The 22,003-nt window shown below is 62.6% G+C and carries 22 protein-coding genes and 1 pseudogene; 10 read left to right on the plus strand and 13 right to left on the minus strand.

What is annotated here, in order from left to right; translation table 11 throughout:
- Positions 1 to 41: 41 nt before the first annotated feature.
- From BBD46_RS20905 to BBD46_RS23305, 3 genes and pseudogenes are all read right to left on the minus strand, one after another.
- Positions 42 to 308: a DUF7553 family protein gene (locus BBD46_RS20905; RefSeq protein WP_071403576.1), complete on the minus strand. Its 267-nt coding sequence runs from the start codon at positions 306 to 308 to the stop codon at positions 42 to 44.
- A 64-nt stretch (positions 309 to 372) separates the two neighbouring features.
- A complete protein-coding gene (locus tag BBD46_RS23300) occupies positions 373 to 630 on the minus strand; it encodes a hypothetical protein (RefSeq protein WP_071403577.1) in 258 nt (85 codons plus the stop codon).
- A gap of 265 nt (positions 631 to 895) precedes the next feature.
- Positions 896 to 1,066, minus strand: a pseudogene (locus BBD46_RS23305) (pyrrolo-quinoline quinone); the annotation flags it as partial.
- A gap of 395 nt (positions 1,067 to 1,461) precedes the next feature.
- On the opposite strand from BBD46_RS23305, the gene uvrB reads away from it, so the two are divergent.
- The gene (uvrB, locus tag BBD46_RS20920) at positions 1,462 to 3,522 is read left to right on the plus strand and encodes an excinuclease ABC subunit UvrB (protein ID WP_071403661.1); all 2,061 of its coding nucleotides are present in this window, start codon (positions 1,462 to 1,464) and stop codon (positions 3,520 to 3,522) included.
- Positions 3,523 to 4,113: 591 nt separating this feature from the next.
- Here uvrB and BBD46_RS20930 read toward each other — a convergent pair.
- The 5 genes from BBD46_RS20930 to BBD46_RS20950 form a co-directional block, all read right to left on the minus strand.
- Positions 4,114 to 4,602 (minus strand): GNAT family N-acetyltransferase, encoded by a 489-nt coding sequence (locus BBD46_RS20930; protein ID WP_071403580.1) that lies wholly within the window; start codon positions 4,600 to 4,602, stop codon positions 4,114 to 4,116.
- 122 nt (positions 4,603 to 4,724) lie between these two features.
- Positions 4,725 to 5,021 carry a stress response translation initiation inhibitor YciH gene (yciH, locus tag BBD46_RS20935; RefSeq protein ID WP_071403581.1) on the minus strand — a complete coding sequence of 99 codons (297 nt, stop codon included), beginning with the start codon at positions 5,019 to 5,021 and terminating at the stop codon, positions 4,725 to 4,727.
- A 42-nt stretch (positions 5,022 to 5,063) separates the two neighbouring features.
- On the minus strand, positions 5,064 to 5,597 hold the full coding sequence (locus tag BBD46_RS20940; protein WP_071403582.1) for a hypothetical protein: 534 nt from the start codon (positions 5,595 to 5,597) through the stop codon (positions 5,064 to 5,066).
- Between the two features lie 96 nt (positions 5,598 to 5,693).
- Positions 5,694 to 7,535, minus strand: coding sequence for an excinuclease ABC subunit C (locus BBD46_RS20945; protein WP_071403583.1), 1,842 nt, complete (start codon positions 7,533 to 7,535; stop codon positions 5,694 to 5,696).
- 94 nt (positions 7,536 to 7,629) lie between these two features.
- Positions 7,630 to 8,502: a hypothetical protein gene (locus BBD46_RS20950; RefSeq protein WP_071403584.1), complete on the minus strand. Its 873-nt coding sequence runs from the start codon at positions 8,500 to 8,502 to the stop codon at positions 7,630 to 7,632.
- A gap of 137 nt (positions 8,503 to 8,639) precedes the next feature.
- Between BBD46_RS20950 and BBD46_RS20955 the strand changes: the two genes are divergently transcribed.
- The 3 genes from BBD46_RS20955 (at position 8,640) to BBD46_RS20965 (ending at position 10,884) form a co-directional block, all read left to right on the plus strand.
- The gene (locus BBD46_RS20955) at positions 8,640 to 8,909 is read left to right on the plus strand and encodes a hypothetical protein (RefSeq protein ID WP_071403662.1); all 270 of its coding nucleotides are present in this window, start codon (positions 8,640 to 8,642) and stop codon (positions 8,907 to 8,909) included.
- Between the two features lie 92 nt (positions 8,910 to 9,001).
- Positions 9,002 to 9,928, plus strand: a complete 927-nt coding sequence (locus BBD46_RS20960) for an ABC transporter ATP-binding protein (protein WP_071403585.1) — start codon at positions 9,002 to 9,004, stop codon at positions 9,926 to 9,928.
- A complete protein-coding gene (locus BBD46_RS20965) occupies positions 9,925 to 10,884 on the plus strand; it encodes an ABC transporter permease (protein ID WP_071403586.1) in 960 nt (319 codons plus the stop codon). The genes BBD46_RS20960 and BBD46_RS20965 overlap by 4 nt, the downstream gene beginning before the upstream one ends.
- 70 nt (positions 10,885 to 10,954) lie before the next feature.
- Here the strand turns inward: BBD46_RS20965 and BBD46_RS20970 are convergent, their stop codons facing one another.
- Positions 10,955 to 11,356 (minus strand): PPOX class F420-dependent oxidoreductase, encoded by a 402-nt coding sequence (locus BBD46_RS20970; RefSeq protein ID WP_071403587.1) that lies wholly within the window; start codon positions 11,354 to 11,356, stop codon positions 10,955 to 10,957.
- Between the two features lie 368 nt (positions 11,357 to 11,724).
- Here BBD46_RS20970 and BBD46_RS20975 point away from each other — a divergent pair, with 368 nt between their 5' ends.
- A complete protein-coding gene (locus tag BBD46_RS20975; RefSeq protein WP_071403588.1) occupies positions 11,725 to 12,996 on the plus strand; it encodes an RNA-guided endonuclease TnpB family protein in 1,272 nt (423 codons plus the stop codon).
- Between the two features lie 278 nt (positions 12,997 to 13,274).
- Here BBD46_RS20975 and BBD46_RS20980 read toward each other — a convergent pair whose 3' ends face one another.
- From BBD46_RS20980 to BBD46_RS21975, 3 genes are all read right to left on the minus strand, one after another.
- Positions 13,275 to 13,697: a universal stress protein gene (locus BBD46_RS20980; protein ID WP_006653537.1), complete on the minus strand. Its 423-nt coding sequence runs from the start codon at positions 13,695 to 13,697 to the stop codon at positions 13,275 to 13,277.
- Between the two features lie 344 nt (positions 13,698 to 14,041).
- On the minus strand, positions 14,042 to 16,138 hold the full coding sequence (ligA, locus tag BBD46_RS20990) for an NAD-dependent DNA ligase LigA (protein ID WP_071403590.1): 2,097 nt from the start codon (positions 16,136 to 16,138) through the stop codon (positions 14,042 to 14,044).
- 208 nt (positions 16,139 to 16,346) lie between these two features.
- Positions 16,347 to 16,730 carry a 2Fe-2S iron-sulfur cluster-binding protein gene (locus BBD46_RS21975; protein WP_084777839.1) on the minus strand — a complete coding sequence of 128 codons (384 nt, stop codon included), beginning with the start codon at positions 16,728 to 16,730 and terminating at the stop codon, positions 16,347 to 16,349.
- A gap of 192 nt (positions 16,731 to 16,922) precedes the next feature.
- On the opposite strand from BBD46_RS21975, the gene rio1 reads away from it, so the two are divergent.
- From rio1 to BBD46_RS21010, 3 genes are all read left to right on the plus strand, one after another.
- Positions 16,923 to 17,798, plus strand: coding sequence for a serine/threonine-protein kinase Rio1 (gene rio1 / locus BBD46_RS21000; protein WP_071403592.1), 876 nt, complete (start codon positions 16,923 to 16,925; stop codon positions 17,796 to 17,798).
- 78 nt (positions 17,799 to 17,876) lie between these two features.
- Positions 17,877 to 18,788: a hypothetical protein gene (locus tag BBD46_RS21005; protein WP_071403593.1), complete on the plus strand. Its 912-nt coding sequence runs from the start codon at positions 17,877 to 17,879 to the stop codon at positions 18,786 to 18,788.
- Positions 18,789 to 19,036: 248 nt separating this feature from the next.
- The gene (locus BBD46_RS21010; protein WP_071403594.1) at positions 19,037 to 20,326 is read left to right on the plus strand and encodes a tryptophan--tRNA ligase; all 1,290 of its coding nucleotides are present in this window, start codon (positions 19,037 to 19,039) and stop codon (positions 20,324 to 20,326) included.
- 17 nt (positions 20,327 to 20,343) lie between these two features.
- Here BBD46_RS21010 and BBD46_RS23415 read toward each other — a convergent pair whose 3' ends face one another.
- On the minus strand, positions 20,344 to 20,478 hold the full coding sequence (locus BBD46_RS23415) for a hypothetical protein (protein ID WP_256375007.1): 135 nt from the start codon (positions 20,476 to 20,478) through the stop codon (positions 20,344 to 20,346).
- A gap of 180 nt (positions 20,479 to 20,658) precedes the next feature.
- On the opposite strand from BBD46_RS23415, the gene BBD46_RS21020 reads away from it, so the two are divergent.
- Together BBD46_RS21020 and BBD46_RS21025 are read left to right on the plus strand one after the other, a co-directional pair.
- The gene (locus BBD46_RS21020; RefSeq protein ID WP_071403596.1) at positions 20,659 to 21,162 is read left to right on the plus strand and encodes a metallophosphoesterase; all 504 of its coding nucleotides are present in this window, start codon (positions 20,659 to 20,661) and stop codon (positions 21,160 to 21,162) included.
- Between the two features lie 99 nt (positions 21,163 to 21,261).
- Positions 21,262 to 21,840 carry a KH domain-containing protein gene (locus BBD46_RS21025; RefSeq protein WP_071403597.1) on the plus strand — a complete coding sequence of 193 codons (579 nt, stop codon included), beginning with the start codon at positions 21,262 to 21,264 and terminating at the stop codon, positions 21,838 to 21,840.
- Positions 21,841 to 22,003 lie beyond the last annotated feature (163 nt).

Raw genomic sequence — 22,003 nt, forward strand, 5'->3', positions numbered from 1 at the left:
CCGTGTTCTCGAATCAGATCAGTGGATCGGCAGGAGCAGCGTCAGGCCTGATCGAGCTGTTCGCGGTAGTCTTCGGCGACTTCGAGTGCGTTGTCGATCCGATCCTTCGTACCGGCGCTCGTCCGCTCGCTGAGCTGTCGGAGCTGATTGAGGTGTTCGTCGAGGATCGCGTGATCCGGCTCGTGATCGCCGACGGTGTAATCTTTGAACGCATCGGCGACCTCGCGGATGTCCTCGCGTGCGTCGTCGTCGGCCGTTTTCGCCGCCTGCTCGAGTTCGTCGCGCGCCTGCTTCAGTTCCTGTGCCATACGCGGGGCCACAACGACGCGACCCATAACGGTTCGCGTGGCAGGTGAGCGGGAGGGCCGTCGGTCAGCCGTAGGCGACGACCTGTCCGTGCTCCGTTCCGACGACGAGCAGCCCGTCGACCGCCCCCTCCGAACCGACGGCGACCAGCTTGCTCGAGTCGTCAGTATCGTTCCAGTCGCCGCGCCCGGCGTGGAACACTGCCCGATCGCTGACGATAACTGGCGGGACGATATGCGTGTCCTGATGCTCGCGCTCCCACTCGAGTGCACCGCTGTGGCGCGTTGTCGGCTGTGTCGTACGCCTGCAGTCGCTCGGTGTCACCGATTGGATCGTACCTGGACCCCGAGAGGACGGTATCCTCCCAGACGACTGGCGGGTGACCGGTACCACTTCCGCGACCGTCCCTCTGGTTCTCAGGCAGGTCCTCGGAGTCAAGACTGAACCAGGAGTCTGCGGGGTCGTACGCGGCTAACCTCCCACTCCCCCGAAAGAGCCATCCGTCGGCGATGGCACAGCCGCCGTAACCGGACAGCTCCCACAGTTCGTCACCCGACTCGGGGCTGTACGCGGTCAGTCCGTAGTGATCGCCGTAGTAGGCGGTGTCGCCGTCGAAAAGCACGGTCGCGCCGAACGTCCGTGCGCTCGATTGGTCGTCGTCGGCCCACTGCTGCTCGCCGGTTTCGCGGTCGAGGGCGACGAGGCTGGTGCTCGCTGCCCGCTCGCTACCGGCGATCACGACATCCTTGCCGACGGCCAGCCTGTTGACGTCTCGAACCGTCGATTCTGGCTTGAAGCGCCAGCGCTCGTCGGGCTCCTCGGGGACGCCTGCGTCGGTGTTGGCGGCTGCATTCTGTAGATCGTACCGTGATTGTTTTCAGGTGTTCGCGTCCGTCTCGAGTGCACCGAACGAGTGACCGCTTCCGAGCAGCCGGCAACTGTGGCGAGCCCGGCCGCTGCTCCCGCGCCGAGGACGGATCGTCTGGAGGGCATGGCTTGCTACGCGGTCCAGATGTGAGTGGCATAGTTCTTCTGGTGTTCTGTCACGTCAACGGAACCGATCCGGTGGCCTAGAGCGGATCGTGGCAGCCCAGGCCGGGGCCCACGGCCCGCATATGCGAGCGCGTAAAGTAGCTCCAGTCCTTGATCCCGATGATGAGTAATTCTCGAGGTCCCCTGCAGCCGGACCGACCGGACGCCGACCATCCGTTCGAGGTCGACGCACCCTTCGAGCCCGCCGGCGACCAGCCCGAGGCGATCGAGCAGCTAGCCGACGGGTTCAACTCGGGCATGGAGAAACAGACGCTCCTCGGCGTCACAGGCTCGGGAAAGACGAATACCGTCTCCTGGACCATCGAGGAGGTCCAGCAGCCGACGCTCGTGATCGCACACAACAAGACGCTCGCGGCCCAACTCTACGAGGAGTTCCGCAACCTCTTCCCGCAAAACGCCGTTGAGTACTTCGTCTCCTACTACGACTACTACCAACCCGAGGCCTACGTCGAACAGACGGACACCTACATCGACAAGGACGCCTCGATCAACGACGAAATCGACCGCCTCCGCCACAGCGCGACCCGCTCGCTGCTGACGCGAGAGGACGTCATCGTCGTCGCAAGCGTCTCCGCAATCTACGGCCTCGGTGACCCGCGAAACTACATCGACATGTCGCTGCGACTCGAGGTTGGCGAGGAGATCGGGCGCGACGACCTCCTGAAACAGCTCGTGGACCTGAACTACGAGCGCAACGACGTCGACTTCACGCAGGGTACGTTCCGCGTCCGGGGCGACACCGTCGAAATCTACCCGATGTACGGCCGCTACGCCGTCCGCGTCGAACTCTGGGGCGACGAAATCGACCGCATGGTGAAAGTGGACCCACTCGAGGGCACCACCCAGGGCGAACAGCAGGCCGTCCTCGTTCACCCGGCGGAGCACTACTCGATTCCGGAGCCCAAACTCGAGCGCGCGATGGACGAGATTCGCGACGACCTCGACTCCCGAATCTCGTACTTCGATCGCAAGGGAGACATGATTGCCGGCCAGCGTATCGAGGAGCGCACGACGTTCGACCTCGAGATGATGCAGGAGACGGGCTACTGTTCGGGGATCGAGAACTACTCGGTCTACCTCTCGGATCGCGAGTCCGGCGAGGCACCGTACACGCTGCTCGATTACTTCCCGGACGATTTCCTGACGGTGATCGACGAGTCCCATCAGACGATTCCCCAGATTCGCGGGCAGTACGCCGGCGACAAGTCCCGGAAGGACTCGCTCGTCGAGAACGGGTTCCGGCTCCCGACCGCCTACGACAACCGCCCGCTCACGTTCGAGGAGTTCGAGGAGAAGACCGACCAGACGCTGTACGTGTCGGCAACGCCGAGCGATTACGAGCGCGAACACTCCGAGCGCATCGCAGAACAGATCGTTCGGCCAACGCACCTCGTCGACCCCGAAATCTCGGTCTCGCCGGCAAGCGGACAGATCGACGACCTCATGGACCGCATCGACGACCGGATCGACCGCGACGAGCGCACCCTCGTGACGACTCTGACAAAACGGATGGCCGAGGACCTCACGGAGTACCTCGAGGAGGCCGGTGTCAACGTCGAGTACATGCACGACGAGACGGACACCCTGGAGCGCCACGAGATTATCCGCTCGCTTCGGTTGGGGGAGATCGACGTGCTCGTCGGGATCAACCTCCTGCGAGAGGGGCTCGACATCCCCGAAGTCTCGCTCGTGGCGATTCTCGACGCCGACCAGGAGGGCTTCCTCCGCTCCGAAACGACGCTCGTCCAGACGATGGGCCGCGCGGCGCGAAACGTCAACGGCGAAGTCGTCCTCTACGCCGACGACCCCTCGAACGCGATGGAGTCCGCAATCGAGGAAACCCAGCGCCGCCGCCGCATCCAGCAGGAGTACAACGAGGAACACGGTCTCGAACCGACCACGATTGATAAGGACGTCAGCGAGACGAACCTGCCCGGCAGCAAGACCGACACCACGCAGGTCTCCGGCCGGGAACTCGAGGACGAGGACGAAGCCGCCCGCTACATCGACGAACTCGAGACGCGGATGGACGAAGCCGCGAGCAATCTCGAGTTCGAACTCGCCGCGGATATCCGCGACCGGATTCGGGAGGTCCGCGAGGAGTTCGAACTCGCAGGCGGTGCCGAAGACGAGGGTGTCGCGCCGCCGGCCGAGGAGTTTTGACCTAGATTGCCACTGATTCGTTCTCTACGCTCAAACGGTGCGCGTATTGGAATTTCCGAAAAAGTCTGTTTGTTTGTTCGGATTTCTCTCACGCTGTTTACTGACTGGGTGGAACATCGGAACTCGGGTCCACTAAAAAAGAGCTGAAAGTGATGACCAACCCTCCCAGAAGCATAGCCAGATCTATGGCATTATTACTATTCCCGGAGATTAACTCCGAATGGATCATCAATATTCCTCCAACAAACGAAATATGGAACCCTACAAGTGCGATGTGGTTCTTATTCATACTAGGATCATCAACCCCTCAAATAAGTAAGTACTGGGTTTAATTATATTAGAGATCATTACCATATGGGAAATGCGTGGTATAATTATAGCTCTTAGATAGCTCCGTGGTATTCATTCACTGACCTTGTAACTGTAGGCCATATTTAAAGTCAACATTCATGGCGATAACACAGTCGTGTGGTGTGTCAGCTTCTCGCTTGTCCACTACGTTTTCAGAGCGTGCCTCTGCTTGACCAGCACTCTGTCTCTGGAGAGCAACCCACGGTAGCGCCCGAGCACAAATCAAACTACAGACCGCTACTACAACTCGAGTGTGTAGACGACTTCCTCGTACTCCTCGTCGCCCATCTCGACCGTGCCGCCGCCCGTCTCCTCGAAGCCCAACTCCTCGTAGAAGGTTCGCCCGCCCTCGTTCGAGGCGAGGTCGATTGCCCGCATTCGGTTCATGTTGAAATCCGCGAGATCGTCGCGTAGGCGCTCGTGGAGCGCGGTCCCGATTCCTTCGCGCTGGTGGTCCGGGTGAACGTACATCCGCAGCACGTTGCCCTCGTCTTCCTGCACGACGCCGTGGGTGAAGCCGACGACGCCGTCGTCGGTTTCGGCGACCAGCACTGCGGTGCCGGGTTTCGAGAGCGCGCGCTCGAGTTCGTCGTCGGCGTACCAGTCGTCGACCGTTTCGTCGATGATGTCGCTCTCGAGTTCGTTGTAGGTGTCGTGCCAGGTGTCGCGGGCGACTTCGCGGATCGCCTCGCGGTCGTCGGCGGTTGCTGGCCGAATTGCTCCCTCCATACTGTGGCCTACGCTATCGAGGAACAAAGAGGGGCGCTCAACGCGGATTGTGTTAGTGCAATCTGCGTTACGCTCGGTCGGGGACAGCGTCGGTCGGCAGTTGGTTTGGACAGGTGCGAACGCTACGCCTGCACGTCGAACCCGCGGTCACGAAGCAGGTCCGGTACTCTGTCGCGGTGGTCGCCCTGCAGTTCAATTCGTCCGTCGTCGACGGTGCCGCCGGTGCCGAGCGACGATTTGAGATCGGAGGCGATCGACTCGATCTCGGATTTCGAGAGGTCGAAGCCCTCGACGATCGTCACTGGCTTGCCGTACCGCCGGGATTCCATGCGAATCGACAGCACCTGCTCTGCGGTTTCGAGGTCACTTTGGCTATCTAGTTCGTCGAGCAGGTCGTCGAGTGGGTCGTCTGCGGGCACGGTAGCACACAGGTGGCCCAGGGCAATAGCCCTAGGCACCGATCAGATTTCCGGACCGCCATCCGTCCGCCACCGCCCCACGAGTTCGGTGGTGCCGACCGAGAGGACCGACAGCCAGAGGGCGCAGGCGACGAGGCCGACCGTCGTCGCGACCGCGGAGTGGATCGCGAGCGGTGCGAGAACGAGTAGCGGGAGGCCGGGGAGGATCATCACGAACGTCAGCGCGTCGCCGAGAATTGCTGGTCCGATCCCGGCGAAGACGACCAGCGCCCAGAGCGTACAGAGTCCGACCAGCGCGAGGAAGACGGTAAGTGAGGCTGTGTCGGGCTGAAACACCCGCTGTCGGAACGGCAACTCTTCGGCCGCGACGGACTGGTTTCGCCCAACGGCTGCGAGAAGGGCGGCAACAGCGGCCGAACCGACGACCGCGCCAGCCAACCCGAGCAGGATCAGCCCTGCACTCGGTTCGACCGTTGGCGGAAGCTGGGCGGTTGTCAGGTTCCGATTGACGAACCAGACAGTCGGAAAGAGTGCCATGAAGAAGGGGACCACCATGGCGCGAACGAAGTCGTTCATCACCGAACGGTTCAACCCGACAATACAAATACGTTAGCGAACTGTGACAAATCGATCTGCTGTGGTTTTTGTAGGTCTCCTCACTGCACATCGATGCTACAGCCGCTCCTTCACCGTTTGAGCCGTCTTCTTGCCCACGCCAGCAACGCTCTGGAGATCCTCCACGCTCGCCTCGCGGACGTTCTCCACGCTCCCGAAGCGCCCGAGCAGCCGTTTTCGTGTCTCCGGACCGATACCCGGAACGTCGTCTAACACCGTCTTCACGTCGTCACGCAGCGTCTGGTGGTACTGGACGGCGAAGCGGTGGGACTCGTCGCGAACACGCTGGAGGAGGTGCAGGTGCGGCGCGTCCGAGGGCCAGGAGAGCTGTCGATCGGGGGTGATGACCGTCTCTTCGGCCTTCGCGAGCGCGATCGTAGGCACATCCCAGCCGACTGCACTCAGGGCGTCCCGGGCCGCCTCGAGTTGCCCCTCGCCGCCGTCGATCAGCAGGAGGTCCGGATCCGGCCTGTCGTCGCGGCCTTCGACGGCCCGGCTGGCGCGCCACTCGAGTAGCGCGCGCATGTTGTCGTAGTCGTCGTTCTGGTCGGTGAGTTTCTTCCGGCGGTAGTCGGCTGTTTCGGCGCTGCCGTCGACGAAGGTGACGTTGCTGCCCACGGCGGCTGTTCCCTGGGCGTGGCTCACGTCGAAGCCCTCGATTCGCCGGACAGCGTCGAGGTCGAGCGCGTCGGCGAGCATACCGCATTCGTCGCGGCGGCCGACGTTTCGCCGGGCGTTCTTGAGCGCGAGGTCGACGAGTTTGGCCTCGCGACCGGCACCGGGGACGCGGACGGCGACGCCTTCGGCGTCGAGCCAGGCGCTGACTTCGTCGTCGCCGTGGCGTTCGGGGAGAAGGAGTGCGTCGGGGAGGTCGCGCTCGGCGTAGTACTGGACGATGAAGGCGGCGAGGACGGCGGGGACGCCGCCCCGGCTGTCCGCTGTCTCCGTCCCCTGTGCGAGGCCGCCATCGACCGCAGCTGCTGTCGCGTTTGCGTCTGTGCCTGCGTCGCCGTCCGTGTTCGCGTCCGTTTCTGTTCCTGCACCCGGCGCTTCGAGCGTGTGGCGCTCCCGATCCACGAGCTTTCCACTCTCGGCGCGCAGCCGGGCCACCGTCGCGTCCTCGCCCTCGATGGCGACGCCGAGCACGTCGACCGCGCGCTCGTCGCCGACCGATTGAACCGCCTCGCCGCCCTCGCCGTGGAAGGCTTCGACCGTCTCGAGTCGGTCCCGGAGATTCGCCGCGCGTTCGAAGTGCTGTTCCTGGGCGGCGGCTTCCATCTCCCGACGCAGCGGGTCCGTGAGGATCCCTGTTTCGCCCTCGAAGAAGCGCTCGATGGCGGTCACGTCCTCGGCGTACGCCTCGAGTTCGATCTCTCGCGTGCAGGGGGCAGTACAGAGCCCCATCTCGTAGTCGAGGCAGGGTCGGTCCCGACCGGAGTACTTGTGGTCCGAACAGCCGCGGACGCCGTAGGTCTCGCGCAGGGCCTTCACGACAGTCTCGACCTGCCGTTTGTTGGTGTAGGGGCCGAAGACGGTCGCGGACTCGCTCGGATCGCGGGTGATCTCGATCTGCGGGGCGGGGTGATCCGTCAACTGGACCATCGGGTACGATTTGTCGTCCTTGAGCCGGACGTTGTACCGCGGCTGGTGGCGCTTGATCAGGTTGGCCTCGAGCAAGAGCGCCTGTGTTTCGGTGTCTGTGACGGCGATCTCGACCGCGTCCGCGCGGTCGATCATCCGACTGATGCGGGCGCTTCGCGGATCGGCGTAGGAGCCGACGCGACTCCGAAGGTCGACCGCCTTGCCGACGTAGAGGGTCGTGCCGTCGGCCTGGAACTGGTAGACACCCGGCTCTCGCGGCAGCGATCGGGCACGCTCGCGAACCGCGTCTGCGTTCATCGGGCGCGCTAGGAGGTGGACGGCTTTCAGCCTGACTCATCGGATCCGTGATTTCGTGGTCGTCGCCGTCGTTTTCGCTGACCGTCCCCGTGACTCACCACCCGTTCCCCGGACCGAACTCGTCGTTTAGCGAATTTCCGTCTCTGCCTCTATCGGAAATACCGCCGCTCGTCGCCGCGATCGACTGTCCACCCACCGGTCCCGGCTGAATCGCCTCGCGGAGACTGAGTGCAGTCGCCCTCCCGTCGTCCGTTCGACCGAGCGGCAGTTCGATGTCTGCCTCGCCCGCGACTTCGATCCGCAACCGCTCACCGCGGGAGCGGACGTACAGTGTCGCGAATACGGCTGTCAGTCCGAGCGAGAGCAGCCCACCCACGAGCACCGCCAGATCGAGTGCCTGAAACACCAACCCGAACGTCTCGAAGAGTCCGTCGACGGCGGCCGTCGTCGCAATATCCGTTCCGGGATCTGCTCCGGCTGCTGTTTCCGCACCCGTACCGCCTGTTTCCGATGCAGCACCTGGACTGGTTTCGTCTCCGCTCGTCTCGCCGCTCTCGAGTGCCACCGCTGGAACCATGGCCGCGAACGAGGTCGCCAGCGAAATCGTCAGGAGTGTGAGCCCGAGCGCACCAGTGAGCAACGCCCGGTAGAGGTGTGTCGGTGCCCCACCCGTGCTAACGTCGACGCGCTGGACGTTCGGCCGGTCTGCGTACCGATAGGGACGGTTCCCGGTGCCGGCGGTTCCTCGACCGCTGCTACCATCGTGATCGACCGCCAGCACGCGGTGGCTGGTGACGACGACCGTCGCCGACTCGAGTGCGACGCGTCGCTGCTCGGTCTCGCCGTCGTAGCGAAGGCGGTCGAGAGGGTCGAGCTGGTCGGTTTGGGGGTCGCCATCGCGGATGCCATCCCGACCGCCCCATCCGTCTCGACTGCTGGTGTCGTCTCCGTTCCTGCGCGTGGCCATCGGTTCGTCTCGTCAGTGAGTCCATTAACTGGCCCCAAGTACGCTGTGGCGTTCTGCTGTACGTGCGAACGCTCGATTCTGCGACCGGCTACGACGGACGCGATACTTTCTCGGTGCTCCGCCGGAAACAGTCGGTTATGACTGAGGCGACGGTTCAGTGCTGGCTGGTCGAACGCGAGTTCGGGACGCGAAACATCGTGACGCTCGTGTACGCGACGCCCGATGGCTCACGATATCAGCAGCGCGAACGTTCCTCGACCGCACTGCAAACAGGATCAGCGGTGACTGCCGCAACGGCTGTCCCCGAGTCGGATCTCGAACCCGTCGAGGACGAACAGACTCGCGAGCGCTATGCGACGGAGGTCGAGCGCGTAACCGACCAGTACGAACCCGACGACCCGATCTGACCGACTGCTGCGGTTTCTTCCTCGAAAATAGGTGGGTGTATTATCTCCCACAAGTGGCAACTCTTATCGGTGAACGGGGAGATGACACAGCCATGCCCGCACTCCGCGTCGACGACCTGACGAAATCATACGGTCAGACGCTCGCGCTCGACGACCTCTCCTTCGAGGTCCGCGAGGGCGAGGTCTTCGGCTTTCTCGGCCCGAACGGCGCAGGGAAGTCGACCACGATCAACGTCGTCCTCGACTTCATCCGTCCGACCGCCGGCCGCGTCGAGGTGCTCGGCCGCGACGCACAGGCTCACAGCCGCGACATCCGCTCGCGGACCGGCGTCCTCCCCGAGGGGTACCGAACCTACGATCGACTCACTGCTCGCCAGCATCTCGAGTTCGCCATCGAATCGAAGGGGGCTGACGACGATCCGGAAGCCCTCCTCGAGCGGGTCGATCTGGCAGACGCCATCGACAAGAAGGCCGGCGGTTACTCGAAAGGGATGGCCCAGCGGCTCATGCTCGCGATGGCGCTGGTCGGTGAGCCAGACCTGTTGATCCTGGACGAACCCTCGACGGGGCTCGACCCCAACGGCGCGCGCGAGATGCGCGAAATCGTTCGCGAGGAGAACGCCCGCGGCGCGACGGTGTTCTTCTCGAGTCACAGCATGGAGCAGGTAGAGGCGGTCTGTGACCGCGTCGGCATCCTCCGGAACGGCGAAATGGTCGCCGTCGACTCGGTCGAGGGGCTGCGAAACTCGATTAGCGGCGGAACGACGCTTCGGATCACGGTCGACCGTATCGACGACGAGGCGGTGCAGGCCGTTCGCGCTCTCTCGGATGTCTCGAACGTCACCATTGGATCGGAACAGCCACCGACGATCACCGCACAGGTCGAGGGCTCGAAGACCGCTGTGCTCACTGCGCTGGAGGACCACGGCGTCGACGTTCAGGACTTCTCGACGGAGGAAGCCTCGCTCGAAGACGTCTTCCAGTCGTACACGACGGGAACGGAGGTGCACGCACAATGAGCACTGACGTTGGGTCCGGCGCTGGCTCTGATACGACCGCAACCGACGCTGGGGCCGACGCAGCGACAGGCGGCTCTCCGAGCAGTTCGATCAACCCGGCGAGTGTCCGCGCGGTTGCGAAGAAAGACTTCCGGGATTCGATTCGTTCGTGGGTGTTCTGGGGGCTGAGCGTCTTTTTCTTCACCCTGCTGGTTGCGACGACCGGCGTCATCTCCTACTTCGGTGAAGATATCGCTGCACAGGGAGAGACGACGGAGGCGCTCGTAGCCATGGTCAACGGGATTACGCGGCTGATCATCCCACTGATCGCGCTGATCCTCGGCTGGAAGGCTATCGCCGGCGAGCGCGAGTCGGGGAGCATCAAGGTCCTGCTCTCGCTTCCCCACTCCCGGAAGGACGTGCTCCTCGGGAAGCTCATCGGTCGGGCCGCCGTGCTCACGGTCTCGCTCGTCGTTGGCTTCGCGCTCGCAGCGCTCGTTGTCGTCGCACTGCTCGGCAGCTTCGATATCGTCGACTACGGTGGGCTCCTCGTGATGTCGATCATCTACGGGCTCGCCTACACGAGTATCGCGGTTGCCGTCTCGTCGCTGACGCGCTCGACGACCGTCGCCGGTGCGGGGATGATCGGCATCTTCGTCCTGTTCTACATTCTCTGGGACACCATGCTCGTCGCGTTCATGACGTTGATGAACATGGGCTACCTGCCGGAGGGTGAGACGTCCGCACAGGTCATGCTGTTCTTCAACAGCCTCGATCCGGGAATGGCCTACCAGAACGTCCTCTCGTTGGTGACATCGGTGGGCGACCTCGACGGACAGACGGTGATGATGCTCGAAAATATGTTCGGGAGCGTCCCGTTCTATCTGCAGGATTGGTTCGCGTTCGTCATCCTGCTGGGCTGGATCGTCGTGCCGATCGCGATTGCGCTCTTCCGGTTCGATCGGGTCGACCTGTAGAGCGGCTCTTTGGCGTCACTCTTCGTAGAGTTCCCTTTCGCATCACCCTTCGTAGAGCGCCCCTTCCGCATCACCCTTCGAAGTGACTCACACGCTCTGGTTCGATCGAGATAATGATGCGCTCGGTCTCGATCGGATTCGGATACTCCTCGACGTCCATATACCGCCGTGCGAGTTCGTCGATGTGTTCGCGAGCGTTCTCGGTCGTCACCTCGTCGACCGTTCCGGTCACTGAGAGCATCCGATACGGGTTGTCGGGATCGGTCATACTCACGGCGACGCGGGCATCGTTGCGGGCATTTTTCTCCTTGCGCCGGTCACGTTCGGTGTTCACCAGCAGTCGATCCGCGTCGGCATCGTAGTCAATCCACACCGGTGTCACGTGTGGTGCGCCGTCCGGTAGCAGCGTGGCGACGTGAGCGAACGTTTCCTTCTCGAACAGATCCTGGAAGTCGTCGGGAATCGAAGCCATAGGGTCCGTACACCGCGTTGGTACTAAGTCGCGTGCCCCACATTGGTAGGTAGGATTTACTACACAGCGGTCTTCTCCGGTGCGGTCGGTCTTTCGCTGAATGATTCCCCGGTGCAGCCGACCAGTTACCGATCGAAATATATTCGGTAACGAACACATCTGATCTAATGTCGGATAATCCAATCCTCCTGCGACTCAATCTGATTATCGCGCTGTTGAGCGGGCTCCTCGTTCTGGAGCTCATCTCTATACTAGAGAAACAAGGGCGAGTACCCCGACCCACCGAGGTCGGGGGTGAAGCCCGACACTCGGCCAACCTATCAACCGTATTCCATACCTTTACAAGACCGCAGTACGACGATTAGGGTATGCAGAAGTCGCTGACCAAAACACTCGTCTTCCAACTCCAACCCGACGAGGACGGTCAGCGACTTCTGGATGACGCCTTCCTTGAAGCCCGGCGCGTGTACAACGAAACGATCTGGCGAGCAAAGAACGGTGAGGACTGGGACGAGATTCGACAGGACTTGGAGTCTGACGCCAACCTCGTGAACAACACCGCACAACTCGTCGTACAGAAATCACTGGAAGCGATGGAGAACTACTACGAGTACGACGACTATAACCAACCCAGCCACACCAAAGACGGCACATACCCGCTCTGGTCGAACTACGAAGAAGGCTACAACCTGTTCCTCAAAGACGACTGCATCCGCTATCGGGTCAGTGCGAAACCGTACAACCCGGTGAAGGGGACACTCAGTGGCTCGCTCGACTCTCTTGAACAACTCCGCCAAGCAATCCAATCCGATGAGTGGCGTGTTGGAACGGCGGAAGCGATGCAGCGGAACGGAAACTACGAACTCCACATCAACATCACCCACACCGAAATCGAAGTCCAAGACAAAGCGGAGTCACGAACAGTGGTTGGTGTGGATAGTAACGAGGACTGTATTGCTCTCGCTGCCCTCCACGAGAACGACATTGTTGACTCGGTGGTCATCGACTTCCCTGAAATCAAGAAAGAACGGCATCGGTACTTCACGATGCGAAAGCGGATGCAGAACGCCGGGAAGTCGTCATTTGATCGGGCGTTCGAGCAGAAGGAGGAACGGTTCGTTCACGACCAACTCCACAAAGTCTCTCGACAAGTCGTGGAGTGGGTGTCACTGTTCGAAACTCCCGTCATCGTCTTTGAAGACCTCAAAGAGATGCGGGACTCGATTGACTATGGCACCCGGATGAACCGTCGCCTCCACTCACTTCCGTTCCGTAAACTTCGGGACTTCATCACGTACAAAGCCGCGTTCCAAGGCATCCCGAGCGAGGAGATCAAACCTGAATACACGAGTCAGGCGTGTTCACTTACCAAGTGTGAGCATACGACTCGTGCAAACCGGAACAAGAAGCGATTCAAGTGCGTAGAGTGTGGCCGCCAAGACCACGCTGACCGGAACGCGGCCATCAACATCGCCAAGAAAGAGTTGGAGAAACTGGATAGGAATGTGCCTGCTCTCAAGACGCTTCCCACTGTGCGGAAGTTGCGACGGCAGGCATCGGGCTGTGTGGACCAGCCGACCGTGACCCACGACACCGCCAGAGGTCATCATGCCGATGGTGTCGCGGGTGTGTCAGACTAATCCACGAGAAGCCACGGGCCACCGCGCCCGTGGCGGTTCACTCTTCCGTCAGACGTAGTGTTCCCGCTAGCTGTGATTACGTTACCACTGCTCTTTCCAGTCGCCGTTATCGCGGTTGTCCGACTCGCAGTCGGTGCAACTACGTAGATTTGACTTTGTCGAACATATCACTGAACGGTCTGTTCTAGTGGGAGTGCTGAATACAGAGAACAGTTCCATCGCTCATCAGTCGTTGGCTGTGAGCGACTCAGCGGGTGAGTTTCCCAGACAACAACTGGTCAGTCTTCGTTCGAGAGTGGTACGATAGTCAGCGGAATCTGCGTCTGTTCCGCGAGTTGCTCGGTCGTCCGTCCGAAGATTGTTGCCTCGAGTTGTCCTGCACCACTCTGTCCGACGAGAATTAGATCCGCATCAATTTCAGCAGCATACGCCAGCAAGGCATCAGCAGGGTCGCCTCGACGAACTTCGGCCGTGATGTCGTCATTCCCGGTTGTTTTTGTAATGTTTTCAATGAGGGTCGCCTTCGCCTGATTCAGTTCATCCACTTCGGTGACGCTGAACCGCATCGGGTTCGCCGTCGAATCGACAACCGTGATGACGTGGAGGGTCGCCCCAACAGCTTGCGACAGTTCGACAGCGTGTTCAAGCGCTTTCTGTGCGAAGTCACTCCCATCTACGCCAACCAGAAGCGTATCGTACATGTGAAATCGTTGTACACCAATCCGCTTCGGCGTTCTGGTTGCCGTTCTCGTTCTCGTCCCCGTTCTGGTTGCCGTTCTCGTTCTCGTCCCCGTTCTGGTTGCCGTTCTCGTTCTCGTCCCCGTTCTGGTTGCCGTTCTCGTTCTCGTCCCCGTTCTGGTTGCCGTTCTCGTTCTCGTCCCCGTTCTGGTTGCCGTTCTCGTTCTCGTCCCCGTTCTGGTTGCCGTTCTCGTTCTCGTCCCCGTTCTGGTTGCCGTTCTCGTTCTCGTCCTCGTCCTCGTCCCCGTCTCCGTCCCCATTTTCGTCCCAATCCCCGTTCTAGACTCGCCACCACCGATCCACTCTACTACGATCCAAGATCGATCCCACGCTCTGCCAGCAGCTCGCGGAACTCGCCCTCGTCGATGATCGGCACGTCGTTTTCCTCGGCGTCCTCGCGCTTCGTCGCACCCGGATTCTCGCCGACGATGAGGTAGTCCGTATTCCCAGATACACTTCCTGTCGCGTTCGCGCCGTGGGCTTCAACCGTCTCCTGGGCCTCGCTTCGGGTCACGTCGGCGAGCGACCCCGTAAAGACGAACGTAAGCCCGTCGAGTTCGTTGCCGCCGGACTCCAGATCGGACTCCTGTGGCGAGACGTGGTCGAGAATGTCGGCCACCGCTGCGGCGTTCGCCTCGCTCGCGAAGAACTCGTGAATCGTCTCCGCGACCGTCTCGCCCACGTCGTCGACGCCCTCGAGTGCCGCCGGGTCGTCCTCGGCCGCCTCGCGGACTGCCTCGAATGTCCCGAACTCGCGGGCGAGTTCGCGTGCCGTCGTCGGTCCCACGTGGGGGATGCCAAGGGCTGAGAGGAAGTCGGCCAGCGGTGGCTCGCGGCTGGCGTCGATCTCCGACAGGAGGTTCTCGGCGCTGGTTTCACCCCACCCCTCGAGTGCGGTCAGTTCCTCGCGCTCGAGTTCGTAGAGGTCGGCGATGGATTCGACGAGCCCGGCGTCGACGAGTTGGCGGACGCTCTGTTCGCCGAGCCCCTCCAGATCGAGGCCGCCGTCGCTTGCGTAGTACTCGATGGATCGGCGAAGCTGGGCGTCACACGCCAGGCCGCCGGTACAGAACGCCATCGGCCCGTCGCGTTCGATGGCGCTGTCACAGACGGGACAGTGGTCTGGAAGTTCGTAGTGGCTCTCGGGGTCGTTCTCCGCCCCTTTCTCGATGACTTCCTCGACGTAGGGGATCACGTCGCCCGCACGCTGGACGCGAACCGTGTCGCCAATAGCGACGTTTTTCTCGGCGATCTCCTCGGGGTTGTGCAGACTCGCACGCGAGACGGTGACGCCGCCGACGTCGACCGGTTCGAGCAGGGCGACCGGCGTTACCCGACCGGTGCGGCCGATCTGGACGGCAACGTCGGCGATCGGAGTCACTTCGGCACGGGCGGGGAACTTGTAGGCGAAGGCGTAGCGGTCGTGTCTGGCCGTTCGGCCGAGTTCCTCGCGAGCGTCGCGGTCGTCGACCTTGATCACGGTGCCGTCGATTTCGTAGTTCAGGTCGTCTCGGGCCTCGAGCATCCGGTCGCGGTACGCGATGGCGTCGTCGATGTCGTCGACAATCTCGACGTGGTCCGTGACTCGCAGGCCGAACTCGGGGAACCGCTCGAGTTCCTCGCGATGGCTGTCCTCGAGTTCACTCGCAGCGAGGACATCGAAGTAGAAGACGTCGAGGGGGCGCTCGGCGACGATTTCGGGGTCGAGCTGGCGGATGGTGCCGGCGGTCGCGTTGCGCGGGTTGGCGAACGGTTCCTCGCCGCGTTCGATCCGCTTGCGGTTGTATGCCTGAAAGGCGTCTTTCGGCATGAAGACCTCGCCGCGGACCACGAGGAAATCTGGATAGTCGCCGTGGAGCTTCTGGGGAACCGAGCCGATGGTCCGGGCGTTTCGCGTCACGTCGTCGCCCTCGCGGCCGTCGCCGCGGGTGACGGCACGCTGGAGGCTGCCGTCCTCGTAGACGAACTCCATCGAGACGCCGTCGAACTTGGGTTCGCAAACGTAGTCGACCGCTCCGACCTCGCGCCGGACGCGCTCGTCGAACTCACGAACGTCGGCTTCCTCGCCGCTCTGGTCGATCGAGAGCATCGGTGCCTCGTGTTCGACCGTCTCGAAGGCCTCGATCGGCTCGCCGCCGACGCTTCGGGTTGGGCTATCTGGGTGGGAGAGATCGAAGGCGGACTCGAGTACCTGCAGTCGCTCGAACAGCGTGTCGTAGGTCCGGTCGGCGATGAGCGGGTCGTTTTCGACGTAGTACCGGCGGTCGTGTTCGCGGATGGCCTCGCGGAGCTGTGTGACCTGCCGCTCGGCCTCGTCGTCCGAGAGTTGCTCTGGCGGCTCGAAATCTGTCTGTGGGTCCCGGAGATACGGGTTCTCGTCCGTGTTTTCGTCGGCGAGAGACATTCGTTGCCCGAAACTTGCCACGCGCCCCCGTTAACGTTACTGTCGTGGCTTTCGTTCTGGCTCCGCTGGCTCTGGCTCCAGCTAGTGCGCCAGCGACATGCCGGCTGCTGTGCCAGCAGCTTCATCAGCACCGCGATATCCCAGCTACCGGGCTGGTACGGTAACGACAGAGGTGATGATCACACAGGTGGCGATCGAGTACAGCGACCTACCGCCAGGGACTATCACCAACTTCGGCACGCACCTGCGGCCCGGCCTCGATGCGACAATCGGCTTGTGGCAGCGCGATACACAGCAACACGTAGCCGTCGGCGCGCTCGTGTTCGTCGAGCGCCTGCGGCGGCCGTCGATAGTCGACGGCGAGCGCTGCGTCCGGCCTGGAATCGGTCGTCTCTCCATCGCCATCGCCTCCGTCATCGCCTTCGACCCCAACCACTCGCCCCACACAGGTCGTGCACGTCCCTTTCAGGCAGTCCGCCGGGAGTCGAACACCGTCTCGGCGGGCCGCCTCGAGTATCGTCTCGCGTTCGCCGACCTCGAGCGTGTGGTCTGGCGAACCGGGGCGCTCGAGTACCACCTCGTAGCTGGTCACGGCTGTCCCTCCGTCGTCGGCTGACTGCCAGTGAACTGGTCCATACCGGTGCTACGTTGCGACGCGAAAAAAGACGAGGTCGGCATACCGATTCAGACGGTCTCCTGTCCGTGCGATGATCCATCTCAGGCTGGTCGCTCGGGCAACGGATACCCAGTGCTTTACCCGCCTGCACCTCTTAGGAACGACTAGATGGGACAGGGAACGGACGCGGAGTACGGGCTGGTCGACCTCGAGGAGGCCGAAACACCCGGGGACGAATGGGAAGAGATCGACGTGTCGGACACCGAAGCCGACCGGATCGCTCGCAAGCGCGACCGCGAGTTCGAGCAGTTCGAAGAGCGAATTACGGACGCAGACCAGTTCAAGGTCGAGCAGTCAGTGTTCGACGACGCGACCTTCGCCGCGCTCTACAAACTCGTCCAGGACGGCTACGTCGAGGCCTTCGGCGGCCCGCTCTCGACGGGCAAGGAGGCGAACGTCTATCACGCGCTCGGCGACGAGCGCGAGGTCGCGGTCAAGATCTACCGAATCAACGCCTCGAACTTCCGGCACATGCGCGACTATCTCGAGGGCGACCCGCGCTTCGAGGGCCTGGGTGGCAAGAAGAAGGACGTCGTCCTCGCCTGGACGAAAAAGGAGTACGCGAACCTCATGCGAGCCGAGAAGGCGGGCGTTCGCGTTCCCGAACCGATCGCCACCGAGCGAAACGTCCTCGTCATGGAGTACATCGGCAACGAGGACGGCCGCGCAAAGCGTCTCGGCGAGGTCCACATCGAGAACCCCCAGACCGCCTACGAGGTCATGCGCGAGTACATGCGTCGCCTCTACGCGGCCGGCCTCATCCACGGCGACCTGAGCGAGTACAACGTCGTCTTTCACGAGGGCCAACTCGTGGTCATCGACCTCGGACAGGCCGTCACCGTCCACCATCCCAACAGCCGCGACTTCTTAGAACGCGACTGCGAGAACGTCGCGAACTTCTTCTCCCGGCAGGGGCTCGAGACCGATGCCGACGAGCTACTCGAGTTCGTCACGGATCCGGAGCCGGATCCGTCCCGAGACTGACCTGAGGGTAGCAGCTTCCTCAAAGAGACGTTTCACCTTCCTGAAGATACTTGTCCGGTCCTGGCGTACGTGTTCGTAATGCACCGACGCCGCCTGCTGGCTGCTGCTGGACTGTCCACTGCGGTGGTTGCTGGTTGTCTCACCAGCGACGGCACTGACGGTGATGGTGACGAGACCGGCGACGGAGATGGTGACGGCAACGGCGAGACCGTCGGCTCCGAGGAATCCCTTCCAGACCCACCCCGAAACGCACCGAGTAGCCATTGTCCCGCGACCGACGTTGACCCACCGACGGAGCTCTCGCGTGAGACCGTCGAATCGTTCGTCGACGCGTTCGAATCAGACTGGGTCGCTGCCTCGGCACCGGACAACGCGACACGAAGCGGGTCCGTCTCGATCGAGGCGGTACGAGTCGTGGACGAGGGTGAGAGTGAGAATGAAGATGGAGATGGAGATGGAGATGAGGACGAAACCGGTGTCGACCGGGCACGCGTCGACGCGCACGTCGGTTTCACCGGCCGCGGCTGGGACGGGGAGATAACGATTCGGCCGTTCGAGGACGATGAGTCTGCTGCGGACAGCGACAAAGACGACACCGAATCCGCAGACTCGTCCGACCTCAAACGCGTCTCCACGACAGCGGACCCGATCGCTACCTCCGAACCGTTGCTCGACGCAATCGACCACGTCGCCGACACCGGCGAATCCCGGTCGATCACGAAGGCCGACTCGCTCGAGGCGCTCACCGAGGCCGGCGAGTACCTCGATGATTTCCTGATCGAGACTGAACACGACGACAAGGTCCTCTACGCCGACAACGACGCGGCCGTCTGGGAGAGCCACGGCGAGTGGTTCGCCGGCTACTTCCTCACGGCCGACGCCGTCTACCGAATCGAACACGACCCTGGCGAGTGGACCGACGACACCCGCTCCGATGAACCGCTCTCGGTTCCCGACGAGGATTGGCGGCGACTCGAGTGCTGGTCGTGATCGGTCCCCCTGAATCTCCACACGGAATCGGAGAAACTGTTAGGTAGCCCGGGTGGCTACTGGATAGTGATGGCGACCGCTCTCGAGTGGCAGTGGCGCTGGCGCTGGCAGCCGTCCTCGAGAGCGGACAGTCTCGTCGCTGCGGCCGATGCGGCCTAACCCGCGGCTGCGGTGGCGGGTGCTCCCTCCGTTTTTCGTTTTGCACAGATTGCTGACGAGCCCCTGCGATACAGCCACGATACAATAGCATGCCAACACCACCATCACCGTCGACACCAGCCGATTCGAGCGACCAGACCGACCAGTCCGATCACGATACGAACACCGAGACAGAACAGAACGCAGTATCGACCGAAGAAGCCGACTCGAACGAATCCACTGACGACTTCACGGTCACGCCCTACGCCGTCACCGGCGAGGTCGACTACGAGAAGCTACTCGAGCGCTTCGGTGCTGATCCACTCACCGACGACCAGATCGAGCGCTTCCCCGACCACCCGCTACTGCGTCGGCGGACCTTCTACGCGGGTCGGGACGTAGATAGCTACCTCGACGCCGCTGCGGCCGGCGAACCGCACGCCGTCGTGACGGGGCGCGGTCCTTCGGGACCGATGCACCTCGGCCACATCCTGCCGCTGTACCTCGCGAAGCGCTTCCAGCAGGCGACGGGTGCAACCGTCTACATCCCGCTCTCGGACGACGAGAAGTACCTCGCGAAGGAACAGTCGTTCGCGTCCATCGGTGAGCACACCCGCGAGAATCTCCGCGATGTTCTCGCGGTTGGCTTCGACCCGGAGCGAACGCGAATCGTGGTTGACACCGCCGACGCGGACGTGGTCTACCCGATTGCCGTTCGCCTCGCGAAGCACCTCACGCCGGCCACCGTCGAAGCTGTCTACGGTGAGCAGGATACTGTCGGCCTGCAGTTCTACCCCGCCGTGCAGGCGACGCACCTCCTGCTTCCGCAGCTCGTCAACGGGCGACAGCCGACGCTCGTTCCCATTGCCATCGACCAGGATCCACACGTTCGCGTCTGTCGCGACGTGGCCGCAAAGGAGGCGCTGCCCGTCGACAAACCCGGGGCGCTGCTCGGGCGGTTCCTCCCGAGTCTGGCAGGACCGGGGAAGATGAGTTCCTCCGGCGACGCGCCGTCGATCGAGTTGACCGCCGATCCCGACACCGTCGCCGAGGCGATCCACACCCACGCCTACACCGGCGGCCGGGCCACGCTCGAGGAGCACCGCGAGCAGGGCGGCGATCCAGCGGTCGACGTCCCCTTCCAGTACCTGCGATTCTTCTTTGAGGAGGACGACGAGGCACTCGAGTCCATCGCCGACGCCTACCGTGCGGGCGACCTGCTCAGCGGCGAGTTGAAGGAACTCGCGATCGAGCGGATCACGGACTTTCTCGCAGCCCATCAGCGCCGCCGCGACGCGCTGGGTGCGATTTCGGACGAACTCGAGTCCTACCGGCTCACGGACGACGAGCGTCGCCGGGCGCTGGAGCGGGCTGGTGTTCCGCGGATACTCGAGGCGTAACAGGTCGCCAGCGGGTGCTACTCGAGTACCAGTGCGGCGACGAGACCGAGAACGAAGCCGCCGACCGCGAACGGGACGCTCTGACCGCCGATCATGATGGCGAAGACGAGTTCGTGGAGGTCGCCGTCGGGCTCTGTGACGATCTGGAGCACATAGATCACCGCTATCGGAGCGAGCCCACTCACGAGCGCTGCGAGAAATCTCAAGCGTACGCCGAGTTGGGTTCCAGGATGGAACTGCACTTCGAGCCGCGCAAGCGACGGACGAACGCGGCCCAGTCGCTCGTACCGCCACCCCGAACGGCTTAGTGGGTCGCCGGACCCACACTGGGTATGCAGCTCGGAATCGTCTCCGACACCCACGACAACGTCGCGGCAACCGAACGAATCACCGAGATTCTCGAGGAGGAAGGCGTCGAAATCGTCATCCACTGCGGCGACTTCGTCGCGCCGCTGCTCCCACCGTACTTCTCCGAGTTCGAACTCCACGGGGTTCTTGGAAACAACGACGGTGACGCCGTCAACCTGCAGGCCGCTTTCGACTCACTCGGCGGTGAAAGCGAACTCCACGGCCGGTTCGCCACACTCGAGTTCGACGGGCTCTCGTTCGCCGTCCTGCACGGGGAGTCGATGGACGAAGTGCGAGCAATCGCTGACTCCGAGGCGTACGACTTCGTCTGCTACGGCCACCACCATACGCGTGAGCTCTCGGAACATGGCCGCACGACGCTCCTAAACCCCGGCGCGCAGTTTCCGACGACGCCCGCGGACCACCAGACGATTGCAATCGTGGACACGAGGACGGAGTCAGTTCAGTTTCGGTCGGTACTCGAGTAACGTCCTGTGTTGAACCAGTTTTCGGGGGGTGTGGGGAGTGGTTCCAACCGGCGACGAGCGGACCAAGGCCTTAACCTCACGCAGCAAGTAGCCGGGTGTATGCAGCACGTGAAGATTCCGCAGGACCGGATCGGAGTTCTCATCGGTGAGGGTGGCGAGACGATGCGTGAGATCGAGGCGGCGGCCGAAGTGCGATTGGATATCGACTCGGAGAACGGCTCGGTTGCCATCGAAACGGTTGGCGACCCCGTTCTCGGGCTGAAGGGGCCCGAAATCGTCCGTGCGATCGGACGTGGGTTCCCGCCGGAAGACGCGCTTCGGTTGCTCGATGACGACATGATGCTGTTCGACGTCGTCGACATCGATGCCGCGTCCCGGAACAAGAACGACATGAAGCGCCAGAAGGGCCGACTCATCGGCGAAGGTGGCCGGACCCGCGAACTCATGGAAGAGCTCTCGGGTGCGTCGGTCGTTATTTATGGCTCGACGCTGGGACTCATCGGGACGCCGCCGGAGGTCGAGGCCGCACGGACGGCCGCCGAGATGCTCCTCGATGGGGCTCCACACGGAACGGTCTACTCGTTCTTAGAAGAGAAGCACAACGAAATGAAACACCAGGGGCTGCAGTACCACCGGTTCCCTGGCTCCGGCTCCGATTCTGGCTCGGAGTCGCCGTAGCGTTCGGTGTCGTACCGTACCATGTCATATCGCGCCGTGTCGTCGCACTCCGGCCGCTGACGACGCTGATTGTCACAGCGCCTCGGATCTGTTTTAGCTGGTCGGGATTCGTTGCTCCTGTTCGTCTCTCACGTCTACAGGCGGAGCAGGCCGAGTGCCTCGG

The sequence above is a fragment of the Natrialba sp. SSL1 genome (assembly GCF_001861355.1).
Classification (GTDB): domain Archaea; phylum Halobacteriota; class Halobacteria; order Halobacteriales; family Natrialbaceae; genus Natrialba.

Bases quoted from the DNA above. Each gene is read 5' to 3' on its own strand.
- BBD46_RS20905 (WP_071403576.1), bottom strand. From the start codon at position 308: ATGGCACAGGAACTGAAGCAGGCGCGCGACGAACTCGAGCAGGCGGCG.
- uvrB (WP_071403661.1), top strand. From the start codon at position 1,462: ATGAGTAATTCTCGAGGTCCCCTGCAGCCGGACCGACCGGACGCCGAC.
- BBD46_RS20930 (WP_071403580.1), bottom strand. From the start codon at position 4,602: ATGGAGGGAGCAATTCGGCCAGCAACCGCCGACGACCGCGAGGCGATC.
- BBD46_RS20940 (WP_071403582.1), bottom strand. From the start codon at position 5,597: ATGAACGACTTCGTTCGCGCCATGGTGGTCCCCTTCTTCATGGCACTC.
- BBD46_RS20945 (WP_071403583.1), bottom strand. From the start codon at position 7,535: ATGAACGCAGACGCGGTTCGCGAGCGTGCCCGATCGCTGCCGCGAGAG.
- BBD46_RS20950 (WP_071403584.1), bottom strand. From the start codon at position 8,502: ATGGCCACGCGCAGGAACGGAGACGACACCAGCAGTCGAGACGGATGG.
- BBD46_RS20955 (WP_071403662.1), top strand. From the start codon at position 8,640: ATGACTGAGGCGACGGTTCAGTGCTGGCTGGTCGAACGCGAGTTCGGG.
- BBD46_RS20960 (WP_071403585.1), top strand. From the start codon at position 9,002: ATGCCCGCACTCCGCGTCGACGACCTGACGAAATCATACGGTCAGACG.
- BBD46_RS20965 (WP_071403586.1), top strand. From the start codon at position 9,925: ATGAGCACTGACGTTGGGTCCGGCGCTGGCTCTGATACGACCGCAACC.
- BBD46_RS20970 (WP_071403587.1), bottom strand. From the start codon at position 11,356: ATGGCTTCGATTCCCGACGACTTCCAGGATCTGTTCGAGAAGGAAACG.
- BBD46_RS20975 (WP_071403588.1), top strand. From the start codon at position 11,725: ATGCAGAAGTCGCTGACCAAAACACTCGTCTTCCAACTCCAACCCGAC.
- BBD46_RS20980 (WP_006653537.1), bottom strand. From the start codon at position 13,697: ATGTACGATACGCTTCTGGTTGGCGTAGATGGGAGTGACTTCGCACAG.
- ligA (WP_071403590.1), bottom strand. From the start codon at position 16,138: ATGTCTCTCGCCGACGAAAACACGGACGAGAACCCGTATCTCCGGGAC.
- rio1 (WP_071403592.1), top strand. From the start codon at position 16,923: ATGGGACAGGGAACGGACGCGGAGTACGGGCTGGTCGACCTCGAGGAG.
- BBD46_RS21005 (WP_071403593.1), top strand. From the start codon at position 17,877: ATGCACCGACGCCGCCTGCTGGCTGCTGCTGGACTGTCCACTGCGGTG.
- BBD46_RS21010 (WP_071403594.1), top strand. From the start codon at position 19,037: ATGCCAACACCACCATCACCGTCGACACCAGCCGATTCGAGCGACCAG.
- BBD46_RS21020 (WP_071403596.1), top strand. From the start codon at position 20,659: ATGCAGCTCGGAATCGTCTCCGACACCCACGACAACGTCGCGGCAACC.
- BBD46_RS21025 (WP_071403597.1), top strand. From the start codon at position 21,262: ATGCAGCACGTGAAGATTCCGCAGGACCGGATCGGAGTTCTCATCGGT.